Consider the following 21,588-nt stretch of genomic DNA (forward strand, 5'->3'; position numbering starts at 1 on the left):
CGCCCGTGGCGTCGCGAGACGCCACGGGCGACCGCTCGCGGTCGCGGCGAACATGGGACGTGGGACGGTCGGATCGGGTTCAGGCGTCGGCACCCTCGCCGGCGCCGGCGCGCTTCGGCAGGAGCCCCACATCGGACACCGGTCCGAGGTGGCCGAGCTTGTCGGGATTGACCACCGAGTGGATCGCCCGGACCACACCGTCGACGATGTGCAACTCGACCACACTGGCCACGCGTTCCTCGGCGTCGTACATCACCACCCCGGGCCGGCCGTTGACCCGGACCGCTCGGACGGAGACGCCGAGCATCCGAACCCGACGGAATCCGCCGACGAGCAACTGTGCGACACGCCCCGGTTCGGTCTGCGGCCGGCCGATCGACTGCGCCTTGCCGCCGCCGTCCCCATGGAACACCACGTCCGGTGCGAGCATGCCGAGCAGCGCGTCCATGTCGCCGCCGTCGGCGGCCTCGAAGAACCTGCGGGCCAGTTCCCGGCCTTCGGCCCGCCGCGCCGGGGGCGGCACGCTGTCCCGCACCCGCCCCGCGGCGGCGATGCGCTGCCGGGCGCGCGTGAAGATCTGCCGGCAGTTCACCTCGGTCTTGCCGGTCGCCCCCGCCACATCCGGATAGCCGTAACCGAACACCTCGCGCAGCATGAACACCGCTCGCTCCACCGGAGAGAGGGACTCCAACAACACGAGGAACGCCATCGACAGCGAGTCGGCCAACTCGGCGTGCTCGGCGGGACCCGCTCCGTCGGCGGGCGTGACGACCGGCTCGGGCAGCCACTCCCCCACGTACCTCTCCCGCCGAACCCGCGCCGAACCCAGGTGGTTGATGCCCAGCCGCGTCACCGCCGTCGTCAGGTACGGCTTCGGATCGACGATCGTGGTTCCGGCCCGGCGCGCCCGGGTCAGGCCGAGGAAGGCGTCCTGCACGATGTCCTCGGCGTCGCCGACGGAACCGGTCATCCCGTAGGCGATGGAGAACAGCAGCGGCCGGTACCGGGCCACGTCCGCGTCGTCCGCCTCGTCCGCCGACCCGGACATCGATTCCCGCGCGCCGACCGGCGTCTCGCGACTCATCTCCACACCCCCTGGCTCGACGGCGCTTCCGATCGCGCGCGACGTTCGGCAGGCTATCCGAAGCCGGCCGGCCCGATGATCATGACGTACGCGGCTCGATCACCCGCGGTGCAACGACCCGGGGTCGATGCCGGCTGCACGTGCCGGCCGTCCGGCGTCGACCCCGGGCAGGTCGCGTGGCGCTCACCAGGCCACGGGGCCGAGCCGGTCGGTGAAAGTCCCGGTCGGGCCGTCGGCGTCGAGCAGCGCGAGCCTGACGATCGAGTCGGTGCCCTCGGTGACCGTCAGCTCGCCGGTGTGACGATTCATGTCGGTGGCGGCGAACTTGCGATTGGCGACCTCGCCGGGAGTGGCGACGTTGAACTTGATCCCCGGGAGTGCCTGTGCGTATCGCACGGTGAGCATGTTCAGCGCCGCCTTCGACGAGCTGTAGGCCAGCTCGTGCATCTTCGAGAAGGGCTGGGCCGGATCGGTCACGACCGCGAAGGAACCGCCGCCGCTGGACACCATCACCACCCGCGGCTGTTCCGCCGCCCGCAGCAGGGGCAGGAACGCCTGGGTGACCCTGATCGGTCCGTAGACGTTGGTGTCGTAGACCGAATGGATCTCCTCGACCGTCGCGTCCGCGGGCGCGATGCCCCTCCCTGGCGCGCCGGCGTTGTTGATCAACACGTCGAGCCGGTCGGTGTGCTCTCGAACGAGCCGTACGGCCGCGGTGACCGACTCGTCCGAGGTCACGTCCAGCGGGACCATGACCACCTTCGCGCCGCCGTCGGTCAGCTTGTCGGCGGCCGCCCGTCCCCGGCCCTCGTCACGCGAGCCGAGAAAGATCGTCCAACCCAGTTCCCCGAGGCGCCGAGCCGCCTCGAAGCCGAGTCCCTTGTTGGCGCCGGTGATCAACACTGTGGTCTGTTCCGAGTTCGTCATGGCCTCTAGGACAGCCCTCCCCCCTCGGCTGTGACACGTACGGGCGACCTGTGACCGGCCTCACAACCACCCGTCGCGGGCCGGCGGTACCGGCTGCGCCCGCGTCACGGCGCGTCGACGCCGACCGGTTCCCGGTTGCGTCGGACGAAGTCGGCCGGGTCCAGGGTCCCGCCCAGACGTGGTGCCAGTCCCACCTCGGCGACCCGCCGGAAGTCGGGCGCCGTCGCGGCACCCTGCGCGAGGGCGCCGGCCGGCGGTTCGCCGATCGTGTGGGTGAGATCGGCGAGGTTGGAACGGGCGGCGAGGTCGGGTTCCGTCGGCCAGGCCCCGATCACGGCTCCGGCACAGCGTACGTCTCGCGCGGCCGGCGCCTCCAAGGTCAGCGTGGTGTCGTTGAGCGTGCCCAATCCGGCCGCGGTGGTGAAGGTCTTTCCGACGCCGGTCCCGGTTCCGGACACGATCACGATTCCTTCGAGCACGACGAATCCCCTTGCTGTGGTCGGTGGTTCCCGGCCCTGCCGGCGTGCCCCGCTCGGGGCGAGTTTCGCGGGCGCGGTCCGCGCCCGTGCCCGGCCCTTTCCCGCAGCGTCGCGATCCGACAGGATCGAAGCCCCGACTTTGTCCGCGATCAGATGGCGGTGGGAGTTTCCGCCCCACTCCAGGTTGCCTCGCACCCAGGCGTTCGACGAACCGGACCGGGTTCGCGCCGTACTCCCGGTGGCGGCCCACGAGCCCGCCGCGGCGGATCACGCGGACGAAGTCGCGTCCGTCGCAGGAGAGTTCGCGTCGACGACCGGCGATCAGGCGCGCGGCCCCAGGAACAGGCCACCGCTCGCGTCGATGACCTGTCCGGTGATCCAGCGCGCGGCGTCGGAGGCGAGGAACACGACCACGTCGGCGACGTCGTCGGGCCCGCCCAGCCGATCGAGTGCCGTGCTCGCGGCGATGAGTTCGGCCAGGCCCGGCGCCTCGAAGACCGATGTGTTGCTCGCCGTCCGAGTGGCGCCGGGGGCAACCGCGTTCACCGTGATTCCGCGGGTCCCGAGTTCGTTGGCCAACGTCATGCCCATCGTCTCGACCGCGCCCTTCGTCATCGCGAAGGATGTCTGGCCGGGGTTGGCCATCCGGGTCGCCACGGACGAGATGGTGACGATGCGCCCACCGTCGCGGAGCAGGGGCAGTGCTCGCTGGATGATGAAGTACGGCGCGCGCACGTTCACCGCGAAGAGGTGGTCGAACTCGGCCCGCGTCGTGACTCCCATCGGGCCGGCGGGCGCGGCCGCCGCGTTGTTGACGAGGATGTCCAGCGGCCGTCCGGCCAGACCCGCCTCGACTCCCGCGAACAACGTCTCGACGTCGTCGTCGGCACCCAACTCCGCCCCTACGGCGAAGGCGGTCCCGCCGCCGCGCTCGATCTCGTCGACCGTCGCCCGCGCGCCGTCCTCGTCCGTGCCGAAATGTACGGCGACCACCGTCCCCTTCGCCGCCAGCCGGGTCGCGATCGCCCGTCCGATGCCGCGCGACGCCCCGGTCACCAGAGCCGTCTTTCCGGTCGGATCAGTCATGCCGTTCTCCCCGTGATGTCAGCAACCATCATTGGATAGTCACTACCGACTTGGTAGCAACCACCGACTTGATAGTCACTACCACTCAGGTAGGGTCTACCACATGGCCGACCAGCACTCAACCCTGCGAGCGCAACGACGAGCCGAGACCCAGCGCACGATCCAGGCGCACGCGGTACGGCTGTTCACCGAGCGCGGATACGACGCCACAGCCATGACCGACGTCGCCGAAGCCGCCGGCGTGTCGCCGATGACCGTGTACCGGCACTTCCCCACCAAGGAAGACCTCGTGCTCGCCGACCACCACGGCCTGCTCGTCGCCGAACGGATCCTCGCGTCGCCCTCCGCACAACCCCTGGTCCACCGCATCGGCACCGCACTCGTCGACTCGGCCACGACGTTGACCGGTCGCGGCGACGGGGACGATCCGTCGGCGAACAAGCGGTTCCTGCTCGCCCGCCTCCGGCTGATGATCTCGACGCCCGCCCTGCGCGCCAGACACTTGGACAACCACTACGCGCTCCAACAGGCGATCGTCGACGCCCTCGGAGACGAGGCCGGCGACCCCGACTCGGCGTTTCGGGCCCAGGCGGCGGCCGGCGCCTGCCTGGCCGCCATGCACACGGCACTGGTGCGCTGGGCCGAGGACGACGGACGCACCGAACTGCCCGACCTGATCGCGAAAGCACTCGCCGCCGCCTTCGGCAACGACATCACCGGCACCGACCGGGGCGCGTGAGCGAGACCCCCGACACGCATTCTCCCGAACGCAGAGCCGCGCGCGGCACATGGCCCTCGCGCCGGTCATCGGCGTCCCCGCCCGTCCGGCGCACTCAGGGCAGGGCCCGTCCGGCGCGCTCAGGACCCCGATCGTCCGGCCGCCGCCGCGCGTTCGGCAGACGCGCCCACCGCCCACATCGGACTCGGGCTCCGCCTCACCCGGCCTCGGTCTCGCCTTCGAGCCCGGCCCCGGCCCCAGACGCGGACGCGGACGCGGACTGGACGAGCACACGCCGAAGCCAACGCATTCGCGCGTCGCGGGCGTCCCGGCTCAGCGCCGCCTCCGGCACGAACGTGTCGAACCCGTGGAAGGCCCCCGGCCACACGTGCAGTTCGGCTTGACCGCCCGCCTGCCAGATCGCATTGGCATAGGCCACGTCCTCGTCCCGAAACGTCTCGGCCGACCCGACCTCGATGTAGGCCGGGGGCAGCCCGGACAGATCCGTGGCGCGGGCGGGCGCCGCGTAGGGCGACAGGTCCGCGGCGCCGTACCGGTCGCCCAGCAGCGCCTGCCACGCGGTCACGTTGGACGTTCGGTCCCAGGTGTCGATGCCGGCCATCTGGTGAGCGGAGAAGGTGTCGGCGCGGTCGTCGAGCATCGGGCACAGCAGCAGTTGCCCGATCGGTGTCGGCCCGCCCCGGTCGCGGTTGAGCAGGGCGAGTGCCGCCGCGAGTCCACCACCGGCACTCTTTCCTCCGATGACGACGCGGCTCGCGTCGATGCCCAGTTCGGCCGCGTGCGCGGTCGCCCAGACGAACCCGGCGTGGCAGTCCTCCACCGGGGCGAGGTACCGCGCCCGCGGCGCCAACGGGTACTCGACGGAGACGACGGCCAGCCCCAGCGGGAGCGCCCATTCGCCAAGCAACTGCGGCAGTACGGACCACGCGTTGCCCATGATCATGCCGCCGCCGTGCATGTAGTACAGCAGCGGCAGCGGCCCGTCGATCCCGGCGGGGCGTGCGCTCACCAGCGTGACGTCCGGTCCGCCCGACGCCCCGGGCACGCGCAACTCGTCCACCTCGAAACGGCCGTCGGCTCGGAGGTCCCGGGCCGTCGGCTTGGGCCGGGTCGCGGCATCCCGCTCCTGCCGGGCGGCGAGGTTCTCCGGGGTGAGCGGTTCCCTGCCCTCGTCACCGAAGGCCGCCAGTGCCGCGCTCAGTTCGGGGTCGAAGGGGGGCGCGACCCGGGTCGTCGAAACCGGTCCGGGCTCCGCCGGCACGCCGGCTCCCACACTCACGACAGGCCATCCCGTCGGGAGAACGCACATCGGCAGCCGGCAGCCCGATCGGAACCCCTCATCGACACCTCCGTGCATGAAGGAACGCTCGCGCGATGTCCACGCGACGTAGTCAATCACCGATGATCTCGCCGTGTCGGGACGGGGGCGGCGCCGCATGCGCGCGGCGGGACGGCGACACCCGTCCTCGCGGACCGATCCGGGCTCGCGCGGCTGCCGCACCGACGTCCCGTATCGACTTCTCTCGCCGCCCCCGCCCGCGACGTGCCGCCGACTCCCCCGGCCCGCGCGCACGTCGCCGGCGGCGGCCTCGACCGGATCAGCGGCCGCGTCGAGGCCGCGGGCGCCTCGGCCTGCGGGGTCTACGGGGCCTGTGGCAGCCGGATGGACTGCTCGTTGCGGAAGATGTCGTGCGGGTCCCAGTGCTTCTTGGCCTTCTGGAGGCGCCGGTAGTTGTCCTTGTAGTAGAGCTGGTGCCACGGCTCGCGCGACTCGTTGAGGGTCGGGTCCGAGAGGTCGACGTCCGGGTAGTTGATGTAGCAGCCGTCCGTGTTCGCCGTCAGGGTCTCGGGCAGTGCCGGGTCGGGCACCACGGGCACTCCGCCGGTGTCCCGATAGACCGCCCGGTAGAGGTTGCGGATCCAGCGCAGATGCGGACCGGCGATCTCCGGGTCCATTTCGGCGTCCTGGTAGTCGAATACGCCGTCCCTGTTGGCGTCCGTGCCCCAGGCCCAATACACCTGGTACTGGAGCTTGAGGATCGAGGAGCGTTGCGGCACGGCCGTCGCGTCGGGGGCCACGTCGTTGATCGCCCCGCCGTAGGAGTCGACTTGCACCAAGGCATCCGGGTTGCAGTAGTCCGGGTCGGTGAGGTGCTCGTGGATCGCGTCGATCTGTTCGTCGGTGAAGCCCCGCGTCATGTATGCGGACTTGTACTTGCCGCAACGGTTGGGGCCGGAATCGTTCAGGCTCTGGGTGGCGGTCAGCCAGGGCAGCCGGGTGGGGACGAACAGCGCTGCCTGCGCCGGGTGTTCACCCATCTGTCGGTCCAGCACGGACTCCTCCACGAGCGGCCCCTCCGGCGTCGTGAATCCCTCGGTGATCCAGTTCAGGAAGGCCGCGAGGCGATCGACGGAGTCCGCCCTGGTGCCGTCGAGCTGGATCGTCAGACCGACCTTGCCGTTGCTCATGTGGGTGAGCTTGAGCAGGGTGAACATGTCGCGGTACGTGTAGTCGCCGAAGGCGGCCGGGAGTGTGCCCGCGGCCTCGGCCTCGAAGAACTGCCCGTAACGCCGGACGAGCGATGTGAAGAGTTCGGGATGCGTTTCGAAGTCCGACCACTTCCACGCGACGGAGCGCAGCAGCACGCGGGCCGGTGGTTGCGGCAGGTCGCGGAACCAATACCGGGTGATCACCCCGAAGTTGCCGCCTCCCCCGCCGGTGTGCGCCCACCACAGGTCGCGCAACGATTCCTCGGCGGCGTCCTTGCGGGCGATCGTCTTCCTCGGCTGCCTGTCGTCCCCGACGGTGACCACCTCCACCGCGTACAGGTAGTCGACCGTCAGGCCGAACAAGCGGGAGAGCAGGCCGTATCCGCCGCCGGACACGTGGCCGCCGAGCCCGACCGAGTAACAGGAACCTCCGGGCAGCGCCATGCCGGTAGAGGCGTAGAGCCCGGTGGTGCTGTGCCAGTTCGTCGCCCCCGCCTCGATGCAGTAGGCGTTCTCCCGGGGATCGAAGTAGACGCGATTCATCCCACTCACGTCGATGATGACCGCGACGTCCGGGGACGAGACGAAGTTCTCGTAGCAGTGGCCACCGGAGCGCACGGTGATCCGCCGACCCGCATTGGCCGGGTCGGCGAGGAACTTTCTCAGCGCCGCCACCACGTCGTCCGCCGTCGTGGCCACCGCCACATAGTCCGGCCGGGCGATCCAGCGCTGATTGAACCCGCGGCGCAGGGCGTCGTAGCGCGCGTCCCCGGAGCCCACTTCGATCGGATTCGTCGGCATGTCAAACCCCCAGAGCTGAGCGTCCACCAATCACTCACTCCAAGTTATGACCGCCGAACTGATTGTTACTCCGCCGATCGGGTGAGAACACCACCCCTCCGGTCCGATATTCGGAGAACCCGATTGTGTGCTTGCATATGCCATCGGAAGCACCGTGGATCATCGAATGAAGGCGGACCACGAAGACGTCGCAATTCGAAGAGGACGATCTCGATTTGATACTGCTCGATTGTTGTCGGAATCGGCTCGGTACCGGCTCGGTATCGACTCGGAATCGTCTCGCTATCGGATCGGGCCCGGCCCGGAGTCGGCGCACACCCGGTTCGGACTCGGTTCGCGCCGAGGGTCGCACTCGACTGGCACGCAACTCGCGCTCGACCTCGACACGCGATCACCGATTGCCCGTCCCCGGCGTATCCGCACGCGGCCGAGCCCCCGCCTTCGGGCGGGAACTCGGCCCGGTGTTCCCAGGCTTGCGTGGGGCACCGGGGCGTGTTGTACGTTCGTACTCCCGTATGCCCCACCGCGTCCCGGGCGGTGCCTTGGCGTGGCGGTTCGGCCGGGGCCGAGGGTGCCCGTGGTTCTGTCCGTACTTGCACTACGGACAGCATCCACCACGGGTACCCGAGGCCGGCGACCGAACCGGTTCGGTTCGTCCGCACGCGCGTGATGTTCAACCGTGCACGCGTGTCCCGTTCGACCGCGTCCGGTCCGTTTGGATCGTGACCGGATCGGAAGTCGATCAGATCGGGAAGCCGGTCGGAGCCGGGGACGCCTTCAGGGTGCAGGTGACGGTCAGCCCGGGCGGCGTGATCGTCATGACGATGCTGCTCGGCGCGCTGGGGATGCCCACACTGGCCGCCTTTTGCAGGACGATGCTGGTGTGCACCCCCGCGCTGATCGCCGTGGGGTTGGCCAGGCCGCTCTGGTTGCCGGTGAGCGTTCCCGTGATGCCACCCGCCGGGATGGCGGTCGGCACCCAGTAGGTGATGCTGGCCGTCAGCGTGAGCAGGTTGGTCGCGCTGCGGTTGAACGTGGCGCCGACCGAACTGCCGTAGATGCCACAGTCGTAGGTCGCCTTGCCGGTACCCGCCGCGGAGGCCGGGGTGACCATGGCGGCGGTGGCGCCGATCGCGCACACCCCCGCGATGGCCGCGCTTCTGATCTTCGACATGAGAAGTAGTCCCTTCCGCATCGACCTCGAAGCGCGGGACTGCGCAACGCACACGTGGCCCCGAGCGCCGAACGTGATGCAGTGATTGCCATTCGTGAGAACCGGGCCGGGCAGCCCGGACGTAGCCGTGCGGTCGCGTATCCTGCCGGCCGTTCGGCGAATGCGACAAAGCAAAGCTCCCTAAGGATCGCCCGCAGGTCAAGACCCTTCGAGAGGAAACCGTAACGACGGTGAAATCCGGGCGCCGGTGAATGATCTTGGATTTGAGACCACGCGCGGAGTCGACACGTGTCACCTGAATCGACTGTTCACCGCTATTGATTTCCGAGCGATTTGCGTACAGATTCCCCAGCATCATTGGACCTTCGCATGCCGCCCCGCATCCGACGGATGTCGATCGCGCGTGGCCCGGAGCCGGGACGACTTGCGGAAGCGATCTCCCACTCGTCCCCGGCGGGTGGGGATCAGTTCACGAAGGAGCACGGTTTTGGGGTTACGAAGATTGATTCCCCACAGGGCCACGGCCGTCGTGGTGACGGGGATGCTGGGAATGGCGGGGATCGCGGCACTGGCGCCGGCCGCGCATGCCGCGCCCATCGAGTACACGTCGCAATGCACGAACCAGACGCTGCCGGACCTTCCGATCGACCCGTCGCAGACCAAGGTCGACATCTCCGTGGACCCGGTCAAACCCACGTACAAGGTGGGCGAGACGATCACGGTGAACTGGAAGTGGCTGTCGTACGGCGTCGTGCCGCCGAACACGCCGATCGTGACCAAGGTGGAGAAGGACTCGACGCTGCCGAAGGGCAGGATCGGGTTGTCGGGGGCGCAGATCCGAGAGATGGACGTCGAGGGTGAACGCAAGAATCCCGAGACCCCGCTCGGCCAGGAGTTGATCGTCACCGACATGAAGGGCACCGTCACCCTCACCGACGCCGGGACCGTGAACCTGACGCCGCTTCAGCACTCGACGTGGACCAAGGCGTTCGGCTTCGACTCCGAGACCCGGTGCCTGCCCACGACCACGGTGCCGGTGGGTGCGTCGATCACGGTGGAGCCGGGTGAGGTGGAGCTGCCGGTTCTCCAGGCACCGGACGGTGACGTCTACTCGGGTTCGACCATCACGCTCACCGGCAGCAGGTTCGCGCCGAACGGCACTCCGCAGGTGGCGCTGTGCGACGCGAACGGCAGCGGATGCGATGCGGGCAAGTTCCTGATGAACACGCTCGCCATCGACGCCCAGGGCAACCTGACCGGGACCGCGATGTTGTACCCGTTCGGCATCGACGACGGCCGCTACGTCGTGCGCGTCTCCGACGGTTCCAAGGAGGCGACGGACACCCTCTCCATCAAGGCGTTCGTGCCGGGGCAACGGGTGCTCACGGCCGACAAGACCTCGGGTCCGGTGGGCACCGTGGTCAGGCTCGAGGGCCACGACTGGGTTCCCAACTACGAACTCCAGATCAGCGGTGTGGACGCGGACGGCAACATCTCCGACGTCCCGATCAGTGTCATGACCTCTCCCGACGGCAAGTTCGCCGCCGAGTACGTGATCGGGGCCGCCGAGGACGCCGCGATTCGCGCCGTCGCGGGCTTCGAGGACGAGGGCATGTCGGTGCCGTTCACGGTGACCGACGGCGGCGGCGGCCTGGAGCAGTCACTCACCGGCACGATCACCCCCGGCGGCCTGACGATGACCCAGACCGCGGCGGGGATCGACTTCGGTACGACCACCCTCAATGGCCGGGTGCAGACCATGCACGCGGCGTTGAACCGGGTGACCGTGGTCGACGCGCGCGGCAGCGAACTCGGTTGGCAGTTGACCGGGTCGGTGTCCGACCTGACGTCGGACCGGGGCACCATCCCGGCCGCGAACGTGGCCTGGACGCCGTCCTGCGCGGCGGCCCAGGGAAGCCCGTCCACCGTGTCCTCGGGATCGACCGGCCCGATCGGGTCCGGCGCGACCCTGTGCACGCAGGCTCCGGGCGCCGGCCCGACCGGCGGCACTTTCACCGCGGACGCCGCCTTGGCGCTGACCGTACCGGCGTACGCGGCACCGGGCACCTATGGCGGGACGATCACGCTGACCCTGTCGTGACCACCCCGGCGCGCCGCTCGCGCGGCATCGCGTGACCGGCCCCGGCGCATCGTCCGGCCCCGTCCGATCGGACGGGACACCCGATGCGCCGGGGCCTTCGCACGCCCTCGGCCGGGCGGTCGCGCGGTCGAGCGGTCAATAGGCCGGTGCCGAACGCCACTTCGGCGGCGCCGACGCCACCGGGACCCGCGCGCGAGCAGTGCCGGTGGCGGGTCCGGCGGCAGGCGCGGCGGAGGGTGCGGGGTCGGTGACCGATTTCGCCGAGGGCCTTCCGGGAAGTGCCGCCGCGGTGCAGGCGGCGGCCAGGGCCGCCGCCGCAGCCAGGGCGAAGACGATGAGGTAGGCGTGCAGGGTGGGGTACGCGGTGCCGTGCACGTCGGTGGTGAACTGTGCCAGGACGGCCACCACCGTGGTGCTGCACACGCTTTGGCCCATCGTGCGCATCAGGACGTTGAGACCGGTCGCGGAGGCGGTCTGCTCCTGCGGCACCGCTTGCAGGACGAGGGTGGGCAGCGCGGAGTACACCAGCCCGGTGCCGACCGAGCACAGGGTCGCGCCCAGGACGATGGTCCACAGGGTGCCGCTGGTGAAGATCCGGAACACGTACGCTCCGGCGATCACCAGGGATCCCGCCAGGAGCGTCCAGCGGCCGCCCCGGGCGGCCGACAGTCGCGCGGAGACGGAGGACATGCAGACCATGACGAGTCCTCCGGGCACCAGGCACAGACTCGCGGTCAGCGCCGACGCGCCCAGGCCGTACCCGGTCGAGGTGGGGGCCTGGACCAGTTGCGCGGTGGCCAACCAGTTCGCGTAGAACGCGAAGCCGGTGAGCAGGGCGGCGGTGTGCGGCAGCGCCACGGTACGGCGTCCGGCCAGCCGCAGGTCCACCAGCGGTTCACGGGCCCGCAGTTGGCGCCAGACCCACAGGCCCAGGGCCACCACGCCGGTGGCCGCCGACACGGCCACGGGCATGCTGCCCCAGCCCCAGACGGCGCCCTTGGACAGCGCCAGCAACAGCGCCACCAGACCCACCGACAGCAGCACCGCGCCCGCGACGTCGAAGCGGCCGCGGGTACGCACCGGGGAGTTCGGAACCACCCACCACGAGGCGATCGCGGTGAGCGTGCCCAGCGCGGTGGTCACCCAGAACAGCGCGTGCCAGTCGGCGTGTTCGACCACCACCGAGGCCAGCGGCAGGCCCAGCGCCGCGCCGATGCCGACGGTGGAGCTCATCAGCGCGACGGAGGATCCGATGCGGTGCCCCGCGAGTTCGTCGCGCAGGATGCTGGTGGCCAGCGGCACCACCGCGGCGGCCGCGCCCTGCATCGCACGGGCGGCGATCAGCACCCGGATGTCGGACGTGAGCGCGCACAGCGCCGACCCGACGGTCATCGTCACCAGTGCGCCGATCAGCACCGGGCGCTTTCCGTACATGTCCCCGGCCCGACCCAGGACCGGATTGAGCACCGCGCCGGTCACCAGGGTGGCGGTGAGCATCCAGCTCACCGTCGAGGGCGAGGAACCCGTCGCGCGGGGCAGGTCCGGCAGCATGGGCACCACGACGGTCTGCATCAGCGCCATCAGGACACCACCGAACGCGAGCACCGGCACCAGCAGTCGCCGCCGCACTCGCGCCCCGAGTGTGGCCGGGTGGGCCTCGGGCCCGGCGTCGGGCCCGGTCGGGGGCGACGCGGAATGGTCACGGGGTTGTTCCATGCTGCTCCTGAGACTCGGCGAGCCGCGCCCGTCATCGATCGACTATCGATCACAGTCACGCATGTACCGTGCACGTGATCAAGGGCCGCCACTCTGGAACTGACGCTCCGTCAGATGACTTGTCTCACATACGACGGCCGTGGATCGGTGCCGCCTCGGGGGCACCCCCGAGAGGCGCCGGCGTCCGGTGCCCCCGCGGCGGTCGCCACGCGCGGCCGGGGCGTCGCGCCCAGGGCACAGGGCGCAGGGCACAGGGCGCAGGGACAACGGGCGCGGGGCAACGGGCGCGGGCGCGGTACGAGACGCGGGGACGCGAGTCCTCATGGCCGCAGACGTCGGCCACGTACGCGGCGCAACCGGTGGGATCGTTGCCCGCACCCGGTGCTTGTCGTCGTACCGCCGCCGCCCGGAAACCCTGTTGCCCGCGATCGGGCGTACGCCGGAGGATTTCGACATGTCCGAGGCCGCGTCCGACAGTTCCGTTTGGATTCCCTACCCCAAGATCTCCGCGAAGGCGCGGCTCGGGATGGCCGGGGGTCGGGAATGGCTCGCGCAGGAGAAGGTGCACGGGGCGCACTTCGCGGTGGTGTGCGACGGTTTTGGGGTCCGGCCCGCGAAGCGACGCGAACTGCTCTCCGACGACCTGCTCGACGACTTCTTCGGCGTCAGCAGGATCTGGCCGGGGTTGTCGGTGTCCGCCGCACGATTCGCCGCCGAGCTGCGCGGTGTGTGGGGCGACGCGGCCTTGGTGACCATCTATGGTGAACTGGCCGGCGGGCACTACCCGCATCCGGATGTTCCCGCGGATTCCGCGGTCGAGCCGGTGCAGACCGGCGTCTGGTACACACCGGATCTGCACTGGTTGCTGTTCGACACGACGGTCGAGACCGAGAACGGGCGTTGCTGGATCTCCGAGCGTGCTCTGCGCGATGCCGCGGCCGGGGCCGGGCTGCGCTGCGTACCGACTCTCGCGCACGGTTCGCTCAACTCGCTCCAGCGGTTGCCGTGCGCGTATCCCAGCCTGGTTCCGGGCCTGTTCGGGCTGCCCGCACTCGTGGGCAACCTCGCCGAGGGGTACGTACTCAAGCCCGCCGGGGACTGGTGGGAGCACGGCGACGCCGGAACGAAGGGCTCCGGCGCCCGCCCGGTGGCCAAGGTCAAGCAGAACGGTTTCGCCGAGGACGAGCGCTTCGCCGGTTCCCGCCCGTACCTCGCGCCGCCCGAGGGCGCGACCGGCGTGCCCGCGTGGCTCCTGGTCCGGGCGGCGGCCCTGCTCACCCCCACTCGCGCGGCCGCGGCGGTGAGCAAGCTCGGGCCACGCGCCCCCGCCGACGCCGTGGTGGAGGAGATCACCCGCGACGCGGCGGAGGAGATCGCCGACGCGGTGGGCGGCCTGCCCGGCGCGCACCTTCGTGCCCTGATCCGCGCGCTCGAACCGGGAGCACGCGCCCTGACCCGCTTCGACGCCGACGAACGCCGGGCCGCCCGCCCCGGACGCCGTCTGCCGTAGCCGTCGCGCGACACGGGATCAATGCCCGACTCCGAGACGGATACCGCGATAGTGGAGCCGTTCGATGCATTCGATCCATCCGGGTCGCACGTCGACCCGTACGGCGGCTCGGCGTGCGGCGAGACATCCCGTCGACTCATCCCAGGAGAGAACATGACGCCCCCCGAGGCTCCGAAGACACCGCAGGTACGTCAACTACGCCTGGTCGTCGAGGCGGACGACTTCGAGGCCGCCCTGGCCTTCTACCGTGACGCCCTCGGCCTGCCCGAGCAGGCCGCCTTCTCCGGGGACGGCGGCGCCCGCGTCGCGATCCTCGACGCGGGCCGCGCCACCCTGGAGATCGCGAACCCGGAACAGAAGCGAATGATCGACGACGTCGAGGTCGGCCGTCAGGTCGCACCCGGAATTCGCATCGCCTTCGAGGTCGACGACACCCGCACCGCGACGACCCACCTCGTCGCCGCAGGCGCCACCCAGATCGCACCCCCCACCCTCACCCCCTGGAATTCCCTGAACTCCAGACTCGACGCCCCCGCCGACCTCCACATCTCCCTCTTCCAAGAACTCACCGACCCCAACGACCACCCCGAACCCGACACCCCCCGATCGACGGAACCCAACCCTCCCCGCACCGGCTCCTGACCCCCGCCCCCGCATCCCCCGAACCCCGCCCCCACGACCACACCACCGCACCACCGACCCCGCCCGTCGGATGGCGGGGCTTCGGGAGGCGGGGTTCGTTGAGTGGGGATAAACGATGAGGCGGGCATCGGGCGTTGATCGACGACGTCGTAGGCGTGAGGGTTGAGGTGTTGGCATACCACCTCGGGAGCAGCTGTCATGAGCCTGGAAATCGTCGAATCCGCACTCCCTCACCCGCCCACGCCCTCCGGTGGCGACCCGTACGAACCCGACGAGTTCACGGACGCGGCGCTGCGGAGCGTGGAGCGGGTGTACCTGGCCGCCGTACGGCTGGCCGGTGATCGGGACGCGGCGGTGGATCTCGTCCTGGACACGTACGCGCACGCGTACCGGAGCCATCTGGAAGGCGGTCCGAGCGCCCCCGCCGGCTTGCCGCAGGAGCCGTGGTTCAGCGCCTGGCTGCTCCTGGTCCAGTACGAGCTCTGGTCGGACGGGGGCAAGGGGGCGGCGGCCGGGAGTCGATGACCGGGCCCACACGGGGCTTGAGCGAGGGCCGGGTCGCGCCACCGCGGAGAGCCCGAATTACCGCGTACCGGTGGGGCCGGCCGACTGCCTCCCACACTCGGTGCCGGTGGAGTGCGGCCGACCGCCTCCCGCGCTCGGACGAGGTCGCTCCCCCGTCTCGACCGAGCGCGAGAGCGCCGACCGTGCTTCGGCGGCCCGATCCCGGGTGCCGGGATCGGGTGGCCGGCCGCACGCGGCCGCGTTCGGGACGGTCGGTCAGCGGACGTACTTGATCGAAACCCAACCCTTGATACCCGACGCCTGGTGCTTGACGTAGTACCACTCACTGGCCTCGGCGTCGCCGTCCCGGTACACCACGCCCTGGCAGTAGACGGTGACCTTCGCGCCCTTCTGCAGCACCCGCAGAATCGGGTTCCAGGTGCCCTTGGCCTTGCGCAGGCTGACGTTGTTGCCCGTGATCTTGGCGGTGTGATCGCTGAGATCCCGGTAGCACGCCGGGTGGCTCGCGGCGGATGCGGACGGCGCGAGCGCGACGCCCACACCCGTGAAGAGCGACACCGACGCCACTACCGCGGCGGCGCTCCGACCGAGCTTGCTCACTGGTGATTCCTTTGGTCGAAGGGAGAAACGGGTCGGGCCCATCCTTCCCGTTGCCCGCCTCCAACGGATATCCAATTCACGCGACGGCGGCGCCAAAGCCTTGCTGCGGTGGGGAGTTCGCGGGACAGGATCAGGTGCGGCCTTCGTCGTTCTGGGCCTGCCGCAGGATCGCCGAGGTGGGCATCCAGTCGGCCCGGACCACGCGGAATCCCGCGGCCTCGTAGGCGTCGCAGACCTGGGCATCGTCGTCGACGACCATGGCGACGGTCCGACCCCGAGCCAGTTTGCGCAACAATTCGGGTTTGGCGACACGGGCCGCACGGCGGTCCCGGTCGGCGCGCATCAGCAGCCGGCCGGAAGGCAGGCCGTGCCGGTCCAGCCAGGCGACGGTGTCGCGGCGGCAGCGCTCCGGGCGACCGGTGACGTACACCACCTCGTGTGTCTCGGCGCTGTCCCTCGCGAGCGCGACGCCCTCCGCGAGCGGCGCGTCGTGCGCCGCGGCCGCGAAGAACGCCGTCCAGTCACGCGGACGCGACTCGACGAGGTGCAACCGGTGACGAGTATCGGCCACGGTGCCGTCCAGGTCGAACACCGCCAACGGGCGGGATATCACAAGCGCCTCCAAGGCATTCCGACTCGGCCGGGGAGTCTACGCCGGGCCCGGCCGCGGCCCGCCGGCGCCCGGAAACCCGAGTGCGGGCGCTCGGCGCGGTCTGGGACCATGCCGGATGGCCCACTCTCTCGAAGCCCTGATCGTCCGACATGCCCGCCGCCTCCCGGTCCCCTCCGGACCCACCGGGCAAGGCGACGTCGCCGCACGGCAATTCGACGCCGCGCTGTTGACCGTGGGCTTCAAGATGTCGGCGGATCTCTTGGAACGGCTGTCGGGACTGGCCCAGGACACGGTCCTCGACATCGCCACGCGTACGCTGAAGACCGTCCGCGAGATGGTCGGTGACCACGTCGAGCACAACAGCTACTTCATCGACTTCCCGGCCAACGTGCCGGACACCGTCGAGTTCTGGACACGCTGCATAGTCGAGGCGCTCGCCGACGAGGCGTCGCACGACGACGTACCGGCCCGGCTCGGCACCGGCGTGGTCGACCTGCTGACCCTGCCGTCGTACGGCAACTACCGGCACACGTATGCCGAGATGCTCGCGGCCCACGACGAGCTGATCGCCGCCGCGGGCGACCGCCTGACGATCCTGCACCTCGGTGGCGCCCCGGACGAGGAGGTCACCGCCCTCTACCTGGCCCTGGCGGGAAGCACCACCCCCCTGGGCGACGAGGGTCTGCGCGACCTGGGTGTGCTCGCCGCGCACTGCGCCAACGGCCCGAGGCCCGAGGCGATCCCGATCCGGGAGAACCGCGCCGTCGTCAACCGTGCCCGTCTCGACATCGGCGCGGACCTCCTCGTGGACACCGTCACCGACGTGCTCCGCCTGGCCTGCGCGCTCGCGGACGGCGACGTGACCCTCGTGGAACCGACCCGGTTCAAGGCCCTGTCCCGTCCCGTACGCCGGGCCCTGCTCGCCGCCCTCGACACGCTCGTCGCCGCCACCCCAGCCAAACTCGCCGACGTCACCGCGCACCGCGAGCCCTTCAAGCGCCTCGGCGAGCGGCTGCACCCGCACGAGTACCCCCGTTGGCCGCACGCCGCCGACGTGTTCGCCGTGGCCCGGGGCGAACTGAAGGCGCCGTCCCTGGACAGCCGCGTCGAGGAGTTGCTCCGCGCCGGCGACGTCACCGGGGCGACGCGCCTGCTGACGGCCGCTCCCGGCAGGCTGTTTCGCGCCCTGGACCGCCTGCTGCGCACGTGCGGCACCCAGGAGGAGCGCGACGCCGTCGTGGCCGCCGCGGAGCAACTCGCGGCGCGGGTGTCCGGGCGCGTCCTGCTGTCGGTCCGCGAGCACTTCCACAACCGCAGCGACGAGAGCACCGCACGCCGCATCTTCGTCAACCGCCTCGGCCGCGCCTGGGCGGCCGCCGACACCCGCGCACCGGTGCCATCGCCCGAGCGCGAGCGGCTGATCGCCGCTCTGGACGCCGAGACGCGCCGCCGCCTCCCCGAGCCGGGGCACCTGCTGATCGACCCGGACATCCTCGACGTCGCGCTCCCGCTCAGCGGGAAGGCGACGGCCGCCGGTCTGGGCGTACTGCCCCGCGGCTCGCTCTCCCCCGTCGACGGCGAACTGCTGCGGTTCTTCGTGTACTGGAAGCAGACCCGACACAGCACCGACTACGACCTGTCGGCGCTGATGCTGGACGACGCGTACGCGACGGTCGGTTGGCTGTCCTTCACCGCCCTCACCTCGTACGAGGGCGAGCACTCCGGCGACATCACCGACGCGCCCGACGGCGCCTCGGAGTTCATCAACCTGCGCCTGGGCGGTGTCACCGGCAGCTACATCGTCCCGCAGGTCGACATCTACTCGGGGGAGGGCTTCGAGCAGGTCGAGGAGTCGTTCTTCGGTTTCATGCTGCGCGACGCCGAGCAGCAGGGTCGTCCCTTCGAGCCGCGCACCGTGCGGATGAAGTCGGACCTGCGCGGCCCGGGCCGGGTCGCGCTGCCGCTGGCGTTCCTGCGCGGGAGCGACGGCCGTTGGCGCGCCAAGTGGTTGCACCTGTACCTCCAGGGCGCCCCCGACTCCAACACGGTCGAGGGGAACCGGGTGTCCGTCGCCACCCTGCTGCGCGGCATGCTCGAGCGCGAGCATCTCACCATCGAATACCTCGCCGACCTGATGGCCGACCGAGCCGCGACCACCACGCTGTGGGACCCCGAGACGATCCCGGACGGCCCCGTCACCTACATCGGCCTGGCCCGCCCGGACGGCCTGCACCCGGACTCCCGGATCTTCACCCCGGAAAACCTGCGCGACCTGATCCCCGCGTAGTGCTAGCGTTGGCCTCGGCGAGGCCATGAACGGACTTCCTTCTCACTCCTTGAACCAGTCCCTTCGCTTTCCTCGCCCTCGACTTGCAAGGCCGGGGTGCCGTCGGGCGCCCCGGCCTCGTCGTTTTCCCGGACACCGCCGACACCCCGCCGCGTGGGCCGGCGCCGTGCGCGGGGTACCGGCCCGCGTGGTCACGGATCTCCCTGTCAAGACTCGCCCGGCAGCGCGGGAAGAGCGTCGATGATGTCGAAGTCCGCTCGCAGGCCCGGAAGTTGCAGAACGTGCCGGACGAACGGGTCGACCCGGAACAGGCGCAGGTCGCCGTTGCGGGCGTGGGCGCGCTCGCGGCCTCGGGCCAGCACGGAAATGGCGCGGGCTCCGAGGAAGGTCACCTCGCCCAGGTCGACGATCACGTGGGGTCGGTCGATTCCGGTCAGGGCGTCCAGGGCGCGGGTGAGCGGGAGCACGGTGGCCACGTCGAGTTCACCGCGTGGGGTGACTACGAGGTGGAGTCCGTGCGATCGCGTCGCCAGGCGCGGGCGGGCGAGGGCTCGGTGCGTGCGGGTCATGGCGGAAGCGACCTTCCTGGCGGCGGGTGGGCGTGCGGGGCATGGCGGACGTGGCGGGCGGAACCCGGCGCGGTTCCGGGTACCGCCCACCGCGTCGGCGGGGCGAGGTGTCGGCCGACTCCGGTCCGGGGGATCCCGGCGCGGCCGTATCGTCCGGCACCGCGACCGCGCGGCGCCCGCGCCGCGTCGAGATCCCCCGAACCCGCCCCGAACCTGCCTAGACGTGTCCGGCGGCGGCGAGCAGACGGGGGAAGCGGTCGTTGGGTCGGCAGATCTCGCCGAGGTCGGGATCGTCGACCTCCTCGATGCCCGGTTCCACACGCGCGACGTACGCCTGCGGATCGCCCGCGCCCTCGATCTCGGCCGGCACCGGGGCGGGCGTGGCCGCGTGCAGGCGGCCGGCCCAGTGGTGGGCGTCCTCGGGTTCGCCCTCGACCCGATGGTGCAGGGTGAGCAGGCGCATCGCCTCGACGGTGTCGGCGCCGGCGGCGTACCTCCACCAGAACGCGGCGGGTGCGGGCCGCCCGGTGAGGTACAGCAGACATCCGAACACCAGCGCCCCCGCGGGAATGCGCCTTTGCACGAAATCCCCGAGGAGGGGGCCGGTGGTCGGTCGGGCGACGATCGCCTGGCAGAACTGTTCGAGTTCCGCCGCGGCGGCGTTCTGCGCGGCGTGGGCGTCCGTGAAACCCGCGCCGCGCGGGCGTCCGATGCCGGCGGGCCGGACCAGTGCGGCCACGAGTTCCTCCTGGACGATGAGGTCGGCCAGGCGGCGGGTGGCGGCGGCGGGGTCGTAGTCGGCGAAGGCCGTGTCCATGTCGCGACGGCGCTGTTGGAGCGCGCGGTCGAGCGGGGTCAGGTCGTTCATGCGTTGGGTTCCCGAGGGTGCGTGGGGGTCGGTGGGGTGGGGGCCGGTGGGGCGTGCCGGGTTCGGTCGAGGGCGCCGGCGAGTTGTTTGCGGGCCGCGTGGACGTGGCTGCGGACGGTGGAGATGGTCACTCCCAGGTAGTCGGCGACGTCCTGGAGGGGCAGTTGCATCACCAGGTGCAGGCGGGCGCAGGTGGCGCGTTTGGCGGGCATGGCGGCGATGGTGCGGTCGAGGGTGTCCAGCTGCGGGACGAGGGCGGCCGGGTCCGCGGTGGTCGTGGAGGCGACGTCGGGGGCGCCGGGAGCGGTGAAGTCGATCGGTACCTCGAGGCTGCGCCCGCGGCGGCGGCGGATGTCGACGACGCGCCGGCGCAGGATCTCGTAGGCGAGCGCGAGCGGCGGCCCGGGATGACGGACGATCTCGGGCCAGCGTCGGGACAGGGCGAGCAGGACGTCGGCGACCGCCTCGTCGGCGTCGTGCGGACAGCCCAGTTGTTTCCAGGCGTGGTCGGTCAGCGTCTGTTGGTGCTCGCGACAGAACCGTACGAAGTCCTTGGGCGCGTCGAGGACCGGGCCGCCCGGGGCGGGACGCCATCGTCCGAGCGAGTCGCGGTCGAGCGAGTCGCGGACGAGGTCGCGGCGCAGGCGACGGTCCTCGAGGGCGTCGGTCAGCATGCGGAACGCGCGCTTGACCGGCGGGGCGGGCTCGCGCAGTACGTCGTCCCAGCGCCGGTACAGGGCCAGGAGGACCTCGGCGACGATGTCCTCGGCCTCGGGGCGCGATCCGAGGTGGTCGTACGCGAAGCGGGTCAGGGTCGGGTGGTGGCTGTGGCAGAAGGCCACGAAGTCGACGCGCAGGAGGTCCACCAGGTCCACCGGGTCCATTTCCACGACTCGGGCCTGGTCGGGGCGCAGCGGTTCGGTCATCGTCCGCCGCCCTTGCCGCGCGCGGGGCGCGTCCGGCGATGCCCGGAGCCGCAACGGTGGTTCGGCTCGGGGAACGCCGTGCCGCGCATCAGGGCACCGAGCGGCGCGCGCACGACGACGACCAGCACGCCTATGACCAGCCACAGTTGTCTGGCCTCGGGGCCGAGAATTTCGTTCAAGGCAGCGCATCCTTCCGTGAAGTCCGGCGCGGACCCTGCCGGGGACGAAGCGCTTGTCCCCGGCGGCGTCCACGAGGCCCGAGGGCCTCTCACCCCATAACTCGCCCACCGGGCATCCCGCGTCCAAGTCGAAACCGCAAAATCTCACCCACCACGCCCGAACGACCACACGTTCTCGCACCACCAGGAAAAACGCCGACGGCTGTAACCGCGCGGCGGCGCAAGCGAGTTGACGAAGGCCCCGGACAAACGGCCGTTCACGGTCGGCGGCA

At 70.9% G+C, this 21,588-nt stretch carries 20 protein-coding genes; 6 read left to right on the forward strand and 14 right to left on the reverse strand.

Annotated elements, in window-relative coordinates:
• Nucleotides 1-79 precede the first annotated feature (79 nt).
• The 4 genes from sigJ to ACIBSV_RS33430 all read right to left on the reverse strand — a co-directional run bounded on the left by sigJ (nt 80) and on the right by ACIBSV_RS33430 (nt 3,576).
• Nucleotides 80-1,048 carry an RNA polymerase sigma factor SigJ gene (sigJ, locus tag ACIBSV_RS33415; RefSeq protein WP_395870003.1) on the reverse strand — a complete coding sequence of 323 codons (969 nt, stop codon included), beginning with the start codon at nt 1,046-1,048 and terminating at the stop codon, nt 80-82.
• Between the two features lie 219 nt (nt 1,049-1,267).
• Nucleotides 1,268-2,011, reverse strand: a complete 744-nt coding sequence (locus ACIBSV_RS33420) for an SDR family oxidoreductase (RefSeq protein ID WP_395869757.1) — start codon at nt 2,009-2,011, stop codon at nt 1,268-1,270.
• Nucleotides 2,012-2,115: 104 nt separating this feature from the next.
• Nucleotides 2,116-2,490: a hypothetical protein gene (locus ACIBSV_RS33425; protein WP_395869759.1), complete on the reverse strand. Its 375-nt coding sequence runs from the start codon at nt 2,488-2,490 to the stop codon at nt 2,116-2,118.
• A gap of 321 nt (nt 2,491-2,811) precedes the next feature.
• A complete protein-coding gene (locus ACIBSV_RS33430; protein WP_395869761.1) occupies nt 2,812-3,576 on the reverse strand; it encodes an SDR family oxidoreductase in 765 nt (254 codons plus the stop codon).
• Nucleotides 3,577-3,679: 103 nt separating this feature from the next.
• Here ACIBSV_RS33430 and ACIBSV_RS33435 point away from each other — a divergent pair, with 103 nt between their 5' ends.
• A complete protein-coding gene (locus tag ACIBSV_RS33435; protein ID WP_395869763.1) occupies nt 3,680-4,315 on the forward strand; it encodes a TetR/AcrR family transcriptional regulator in 636 nt (211 codons plus the stop codon).
• Between the two features lie 196 nt (nt 4,316-4,511).
• Here ACIBSV_RS33435 and ACIBSV_RS33440 read toward each other — a convergent pair whose 3' ends face one another.
• The 3 genes from ACIBSV_RS33440 to ACIBSV_RS33450 all read right to left on the reverse strand — a co-directional run bounded on the left by ACIBSV_RS33440 (nt 4,512) and on the right by ACIBSV_RS33450 (nt 8,780).
• Complete coding sequence (locus ACIBSV_RS33440) at nt 4,512-5,594, reverse strand: alpha/beta hydrolase (protein WP_395869764.1); 1,083 nt, start codon at nt 5,592-5,594, stop codon at nt 4,512-4,514.
• A 362-nt stretch (nt 5,595-5,956) separates the two neighbouring features.
• A complete protein-coding gene (locus ACIBSV_RS33445; RefSeq protein ID WP_395869766.1) occupies nt 5,957-7,606 on the reverse strand; it encodes an FAD-binding oxidoreductase in 1,650 nt (549 codons plus the stop codon).
• A gap of 742 nt (nt 7,607-8,348) precedes the next feature.
• On the reverse strand, nt 8,349-8,780 hold the full coding sequence (locus ACIBSV_RS33450) for a hypothetical protein (RefSeq protein ID WP_395869768.1): 432 nt from the start codon (nt 8,778-8,780) through the stop codon (nt 8,349-8,351).
• 541 nt (nt 8,781-9,321) lie between these two features.
• Between ACIBSV_RS33450 and ACIBSV_RS33455 the strand changes: the two genes are divergently transcribed.
• Nucleotides 9,322-10,881, forward strand: coding sequence for a hypothetical protein (locus ACIBSV_RS33455; RefSeq protein WP_395869770.1), 1,560 nt, complete (start codon nt 9,322-9,324; stop codon nt 10,879-10,881).
• Nucleotides 10,882-11,016: 135 nt separating this feature from the next.
• Here ACIBSV_RS33455 and ACIBSV_RS33460 read toward each other — a convergent pair whose 3' ends face one another.
• Entirely contained in the window at nt 11,017-12,597 is a 1,581-nt protein-coding gene (locus tag ACIBSV_RS33460) for an MFS transporter (RefSeq protein ID WP_395869772.1), read from the reverse strand.
• Nucleotides 12,598-13,051: 454 nt separating this feature from the next.
• Here ACIBSV_RS33460 and ACIBSV_RS33465 point away from each other — a divergent pair, with 454 nt between their 5' ends.
• The 3 genes from ACIBSV_RS33465 to ACIBSV_RS33475 all read left to right on the forward strand — a co-directional run bounded on the left by ACIBSV_RS33465 (nt 13,052) and on the right by ACIBSV_RS33475 (nt 15,274).
• Nucleotides 13,052-14,107, forward strand: a complete 1,056-nt coding sequence (locus ACIBSV_RS33465; protein WP_395869774.1) for an RNA ligase family protein — start codon at nt 13,052-13,054, stop codon at nt 14,105-14,107.
• A 153-nt stretch (nt 14,108-14,260) separates the two neighbouring features.
• The gene (locus tag ACIBSV_RS33470; RefSeq protein WP_395869776.1) at nt 14,261-14,749 is read left to right on the forward strand and encodes a VOC family protein; all 489 of its coding nucleotides are present in this window, start codon (nt 14,261-14,263) and stop codon (nt 14,747-14,749) included.
• A gap of 198 nt (nt 14,750-14,947) precedes the next feature.
• On the forward strand, nt 14,948-15,274 hold the full coding sequence (locus ACIBSV_RS33475; RefSeq protein ID WP_395869777.1) for a hypothetical protein: 327 nt from the start codon (nt 14,948-14,950) through the stop codon (nt 15,272-15,274).
• Nucleotides 15,275-15,529: 255 nt separating this feature from the next.
• Here the strand turns inward: ACIBSV_RS33475 and ACIBSV_RS33480 are convergent, their stop codons facing one another.
• Together ACIBSV_RS33480 and ACIBSV_RS33485 are read right to left on the reverse strand one after the other, a co-directional pair.
• Nucleotides 15,530-15,874, reverse strand: a complete 345-nt coding sequence (locus tag ACIBSV_RS33480) for an SH3 domain-containing protein (protein WP_395869779.1) — start codon at nt 15,872-15,874, stop codon at nt 15,530-15,532.
• Nucleotides 15,875-16,004: 130 nt separating this feature from the next.
• Nucleotides 16,005-16,487, reverse strand: a complete 483-nt coding sequence (locus ACIBSV_RS33485; RefSeq protein WP_395869781.1) for a hypothetical protein — start codon at nt 16,485-16,487, stop codon at nt 16,005-16,007.
• A gap of 115 nt (nt 16,488-16,602) precedes the next feature.
• Between ACIBSV_RS33485 and ACIBSV_RS33490 the strand changes: the two genes are divergently transcribed.
• Nucleotides 16,603-18,774: a hypothetical protein gene (locus tag ACIBSV_RS33490; RefSeq protein WP_395869783.1), complete on the forward strand. Its 2,172-nt coding sequence runs from the start codon at nt 16,603-16,605 to the stop codon at nt 18,772-18,774.
• Nucleotides 18,775-18,980: 206 nt separating this feature from the next.
• Here the strand turns inward: ACIBSV_RS33490 and ACIBSV_RS33495 are convergent, their stop codons facing one another.
• From ACIBSV_RS33495 to ACIBSV_RS33510, 4 genes are all read right to left on the reverse strand, one after another.
• The gene (locus ACIBSV_RS33495) at nt 18,981-19,343 is read right to left on the reverse strand and encodes an STAS domain-containing protein (protein ID WP_395869785.1); all 363 of its coding nucleotides are present in this window, start codon (nt 19,341-19,343) and stop codon (nt 18,981-18,983) included.
• A 217-nt stretch (nt 19,344-19,560) separates the two neighbouring features.
• The gene (locus ACIBSV_RS33500) at nt 19,561-20,211 is read right to left on the reverse strand and encodes a hypothetical protein (RefSeq protein WP_395869787.1); all 651 of its coding nucleotides are present in this window, start codon (nt 20,209-20,211) and stop codon (nt 19,561-19,563) included.
• On the reverse strand, nt 20,208-21,137 hold the full coding sequence (locus ACIBSV_RS33505) for a sigma factor (protein ID WP_395869788.1): 930 nt from the start codon (nt 21,135-21,137) through the stop codon (nt 20,208-20,210). The genes ACIBSV_RS33500 and ACIBSV_RS33505 overlap by 4 nt, the downstream gene beginning before the upstream one ends.
• Nucleotides 21,134-21,316, reverse strand: a complete 183-nt coding sequence (locus ACIBSV_RS33510; protein WP_331772050.1) for a hypothetical protein — start codon at nt 21,314-21,316, stop codon at nt 21,134-21,136. Before ACIBSV_RS33510 ends, ACIBSV_RS33505 begins: the two co-directional genes overlap by 4 nt.
• Between the last annotated feature and the right edge of the window lie 272 nt (nt 21,317-21,588).

Source organism: Embleya sp. NPDC050154, assembly GCF_044460165.1.
In the GTDB taxonomy this organism is placed as follows: Bacteria; Actinomycetota; Actinomycetes; order Streptomycetales; family Streptomycetaceae; genus Embleya.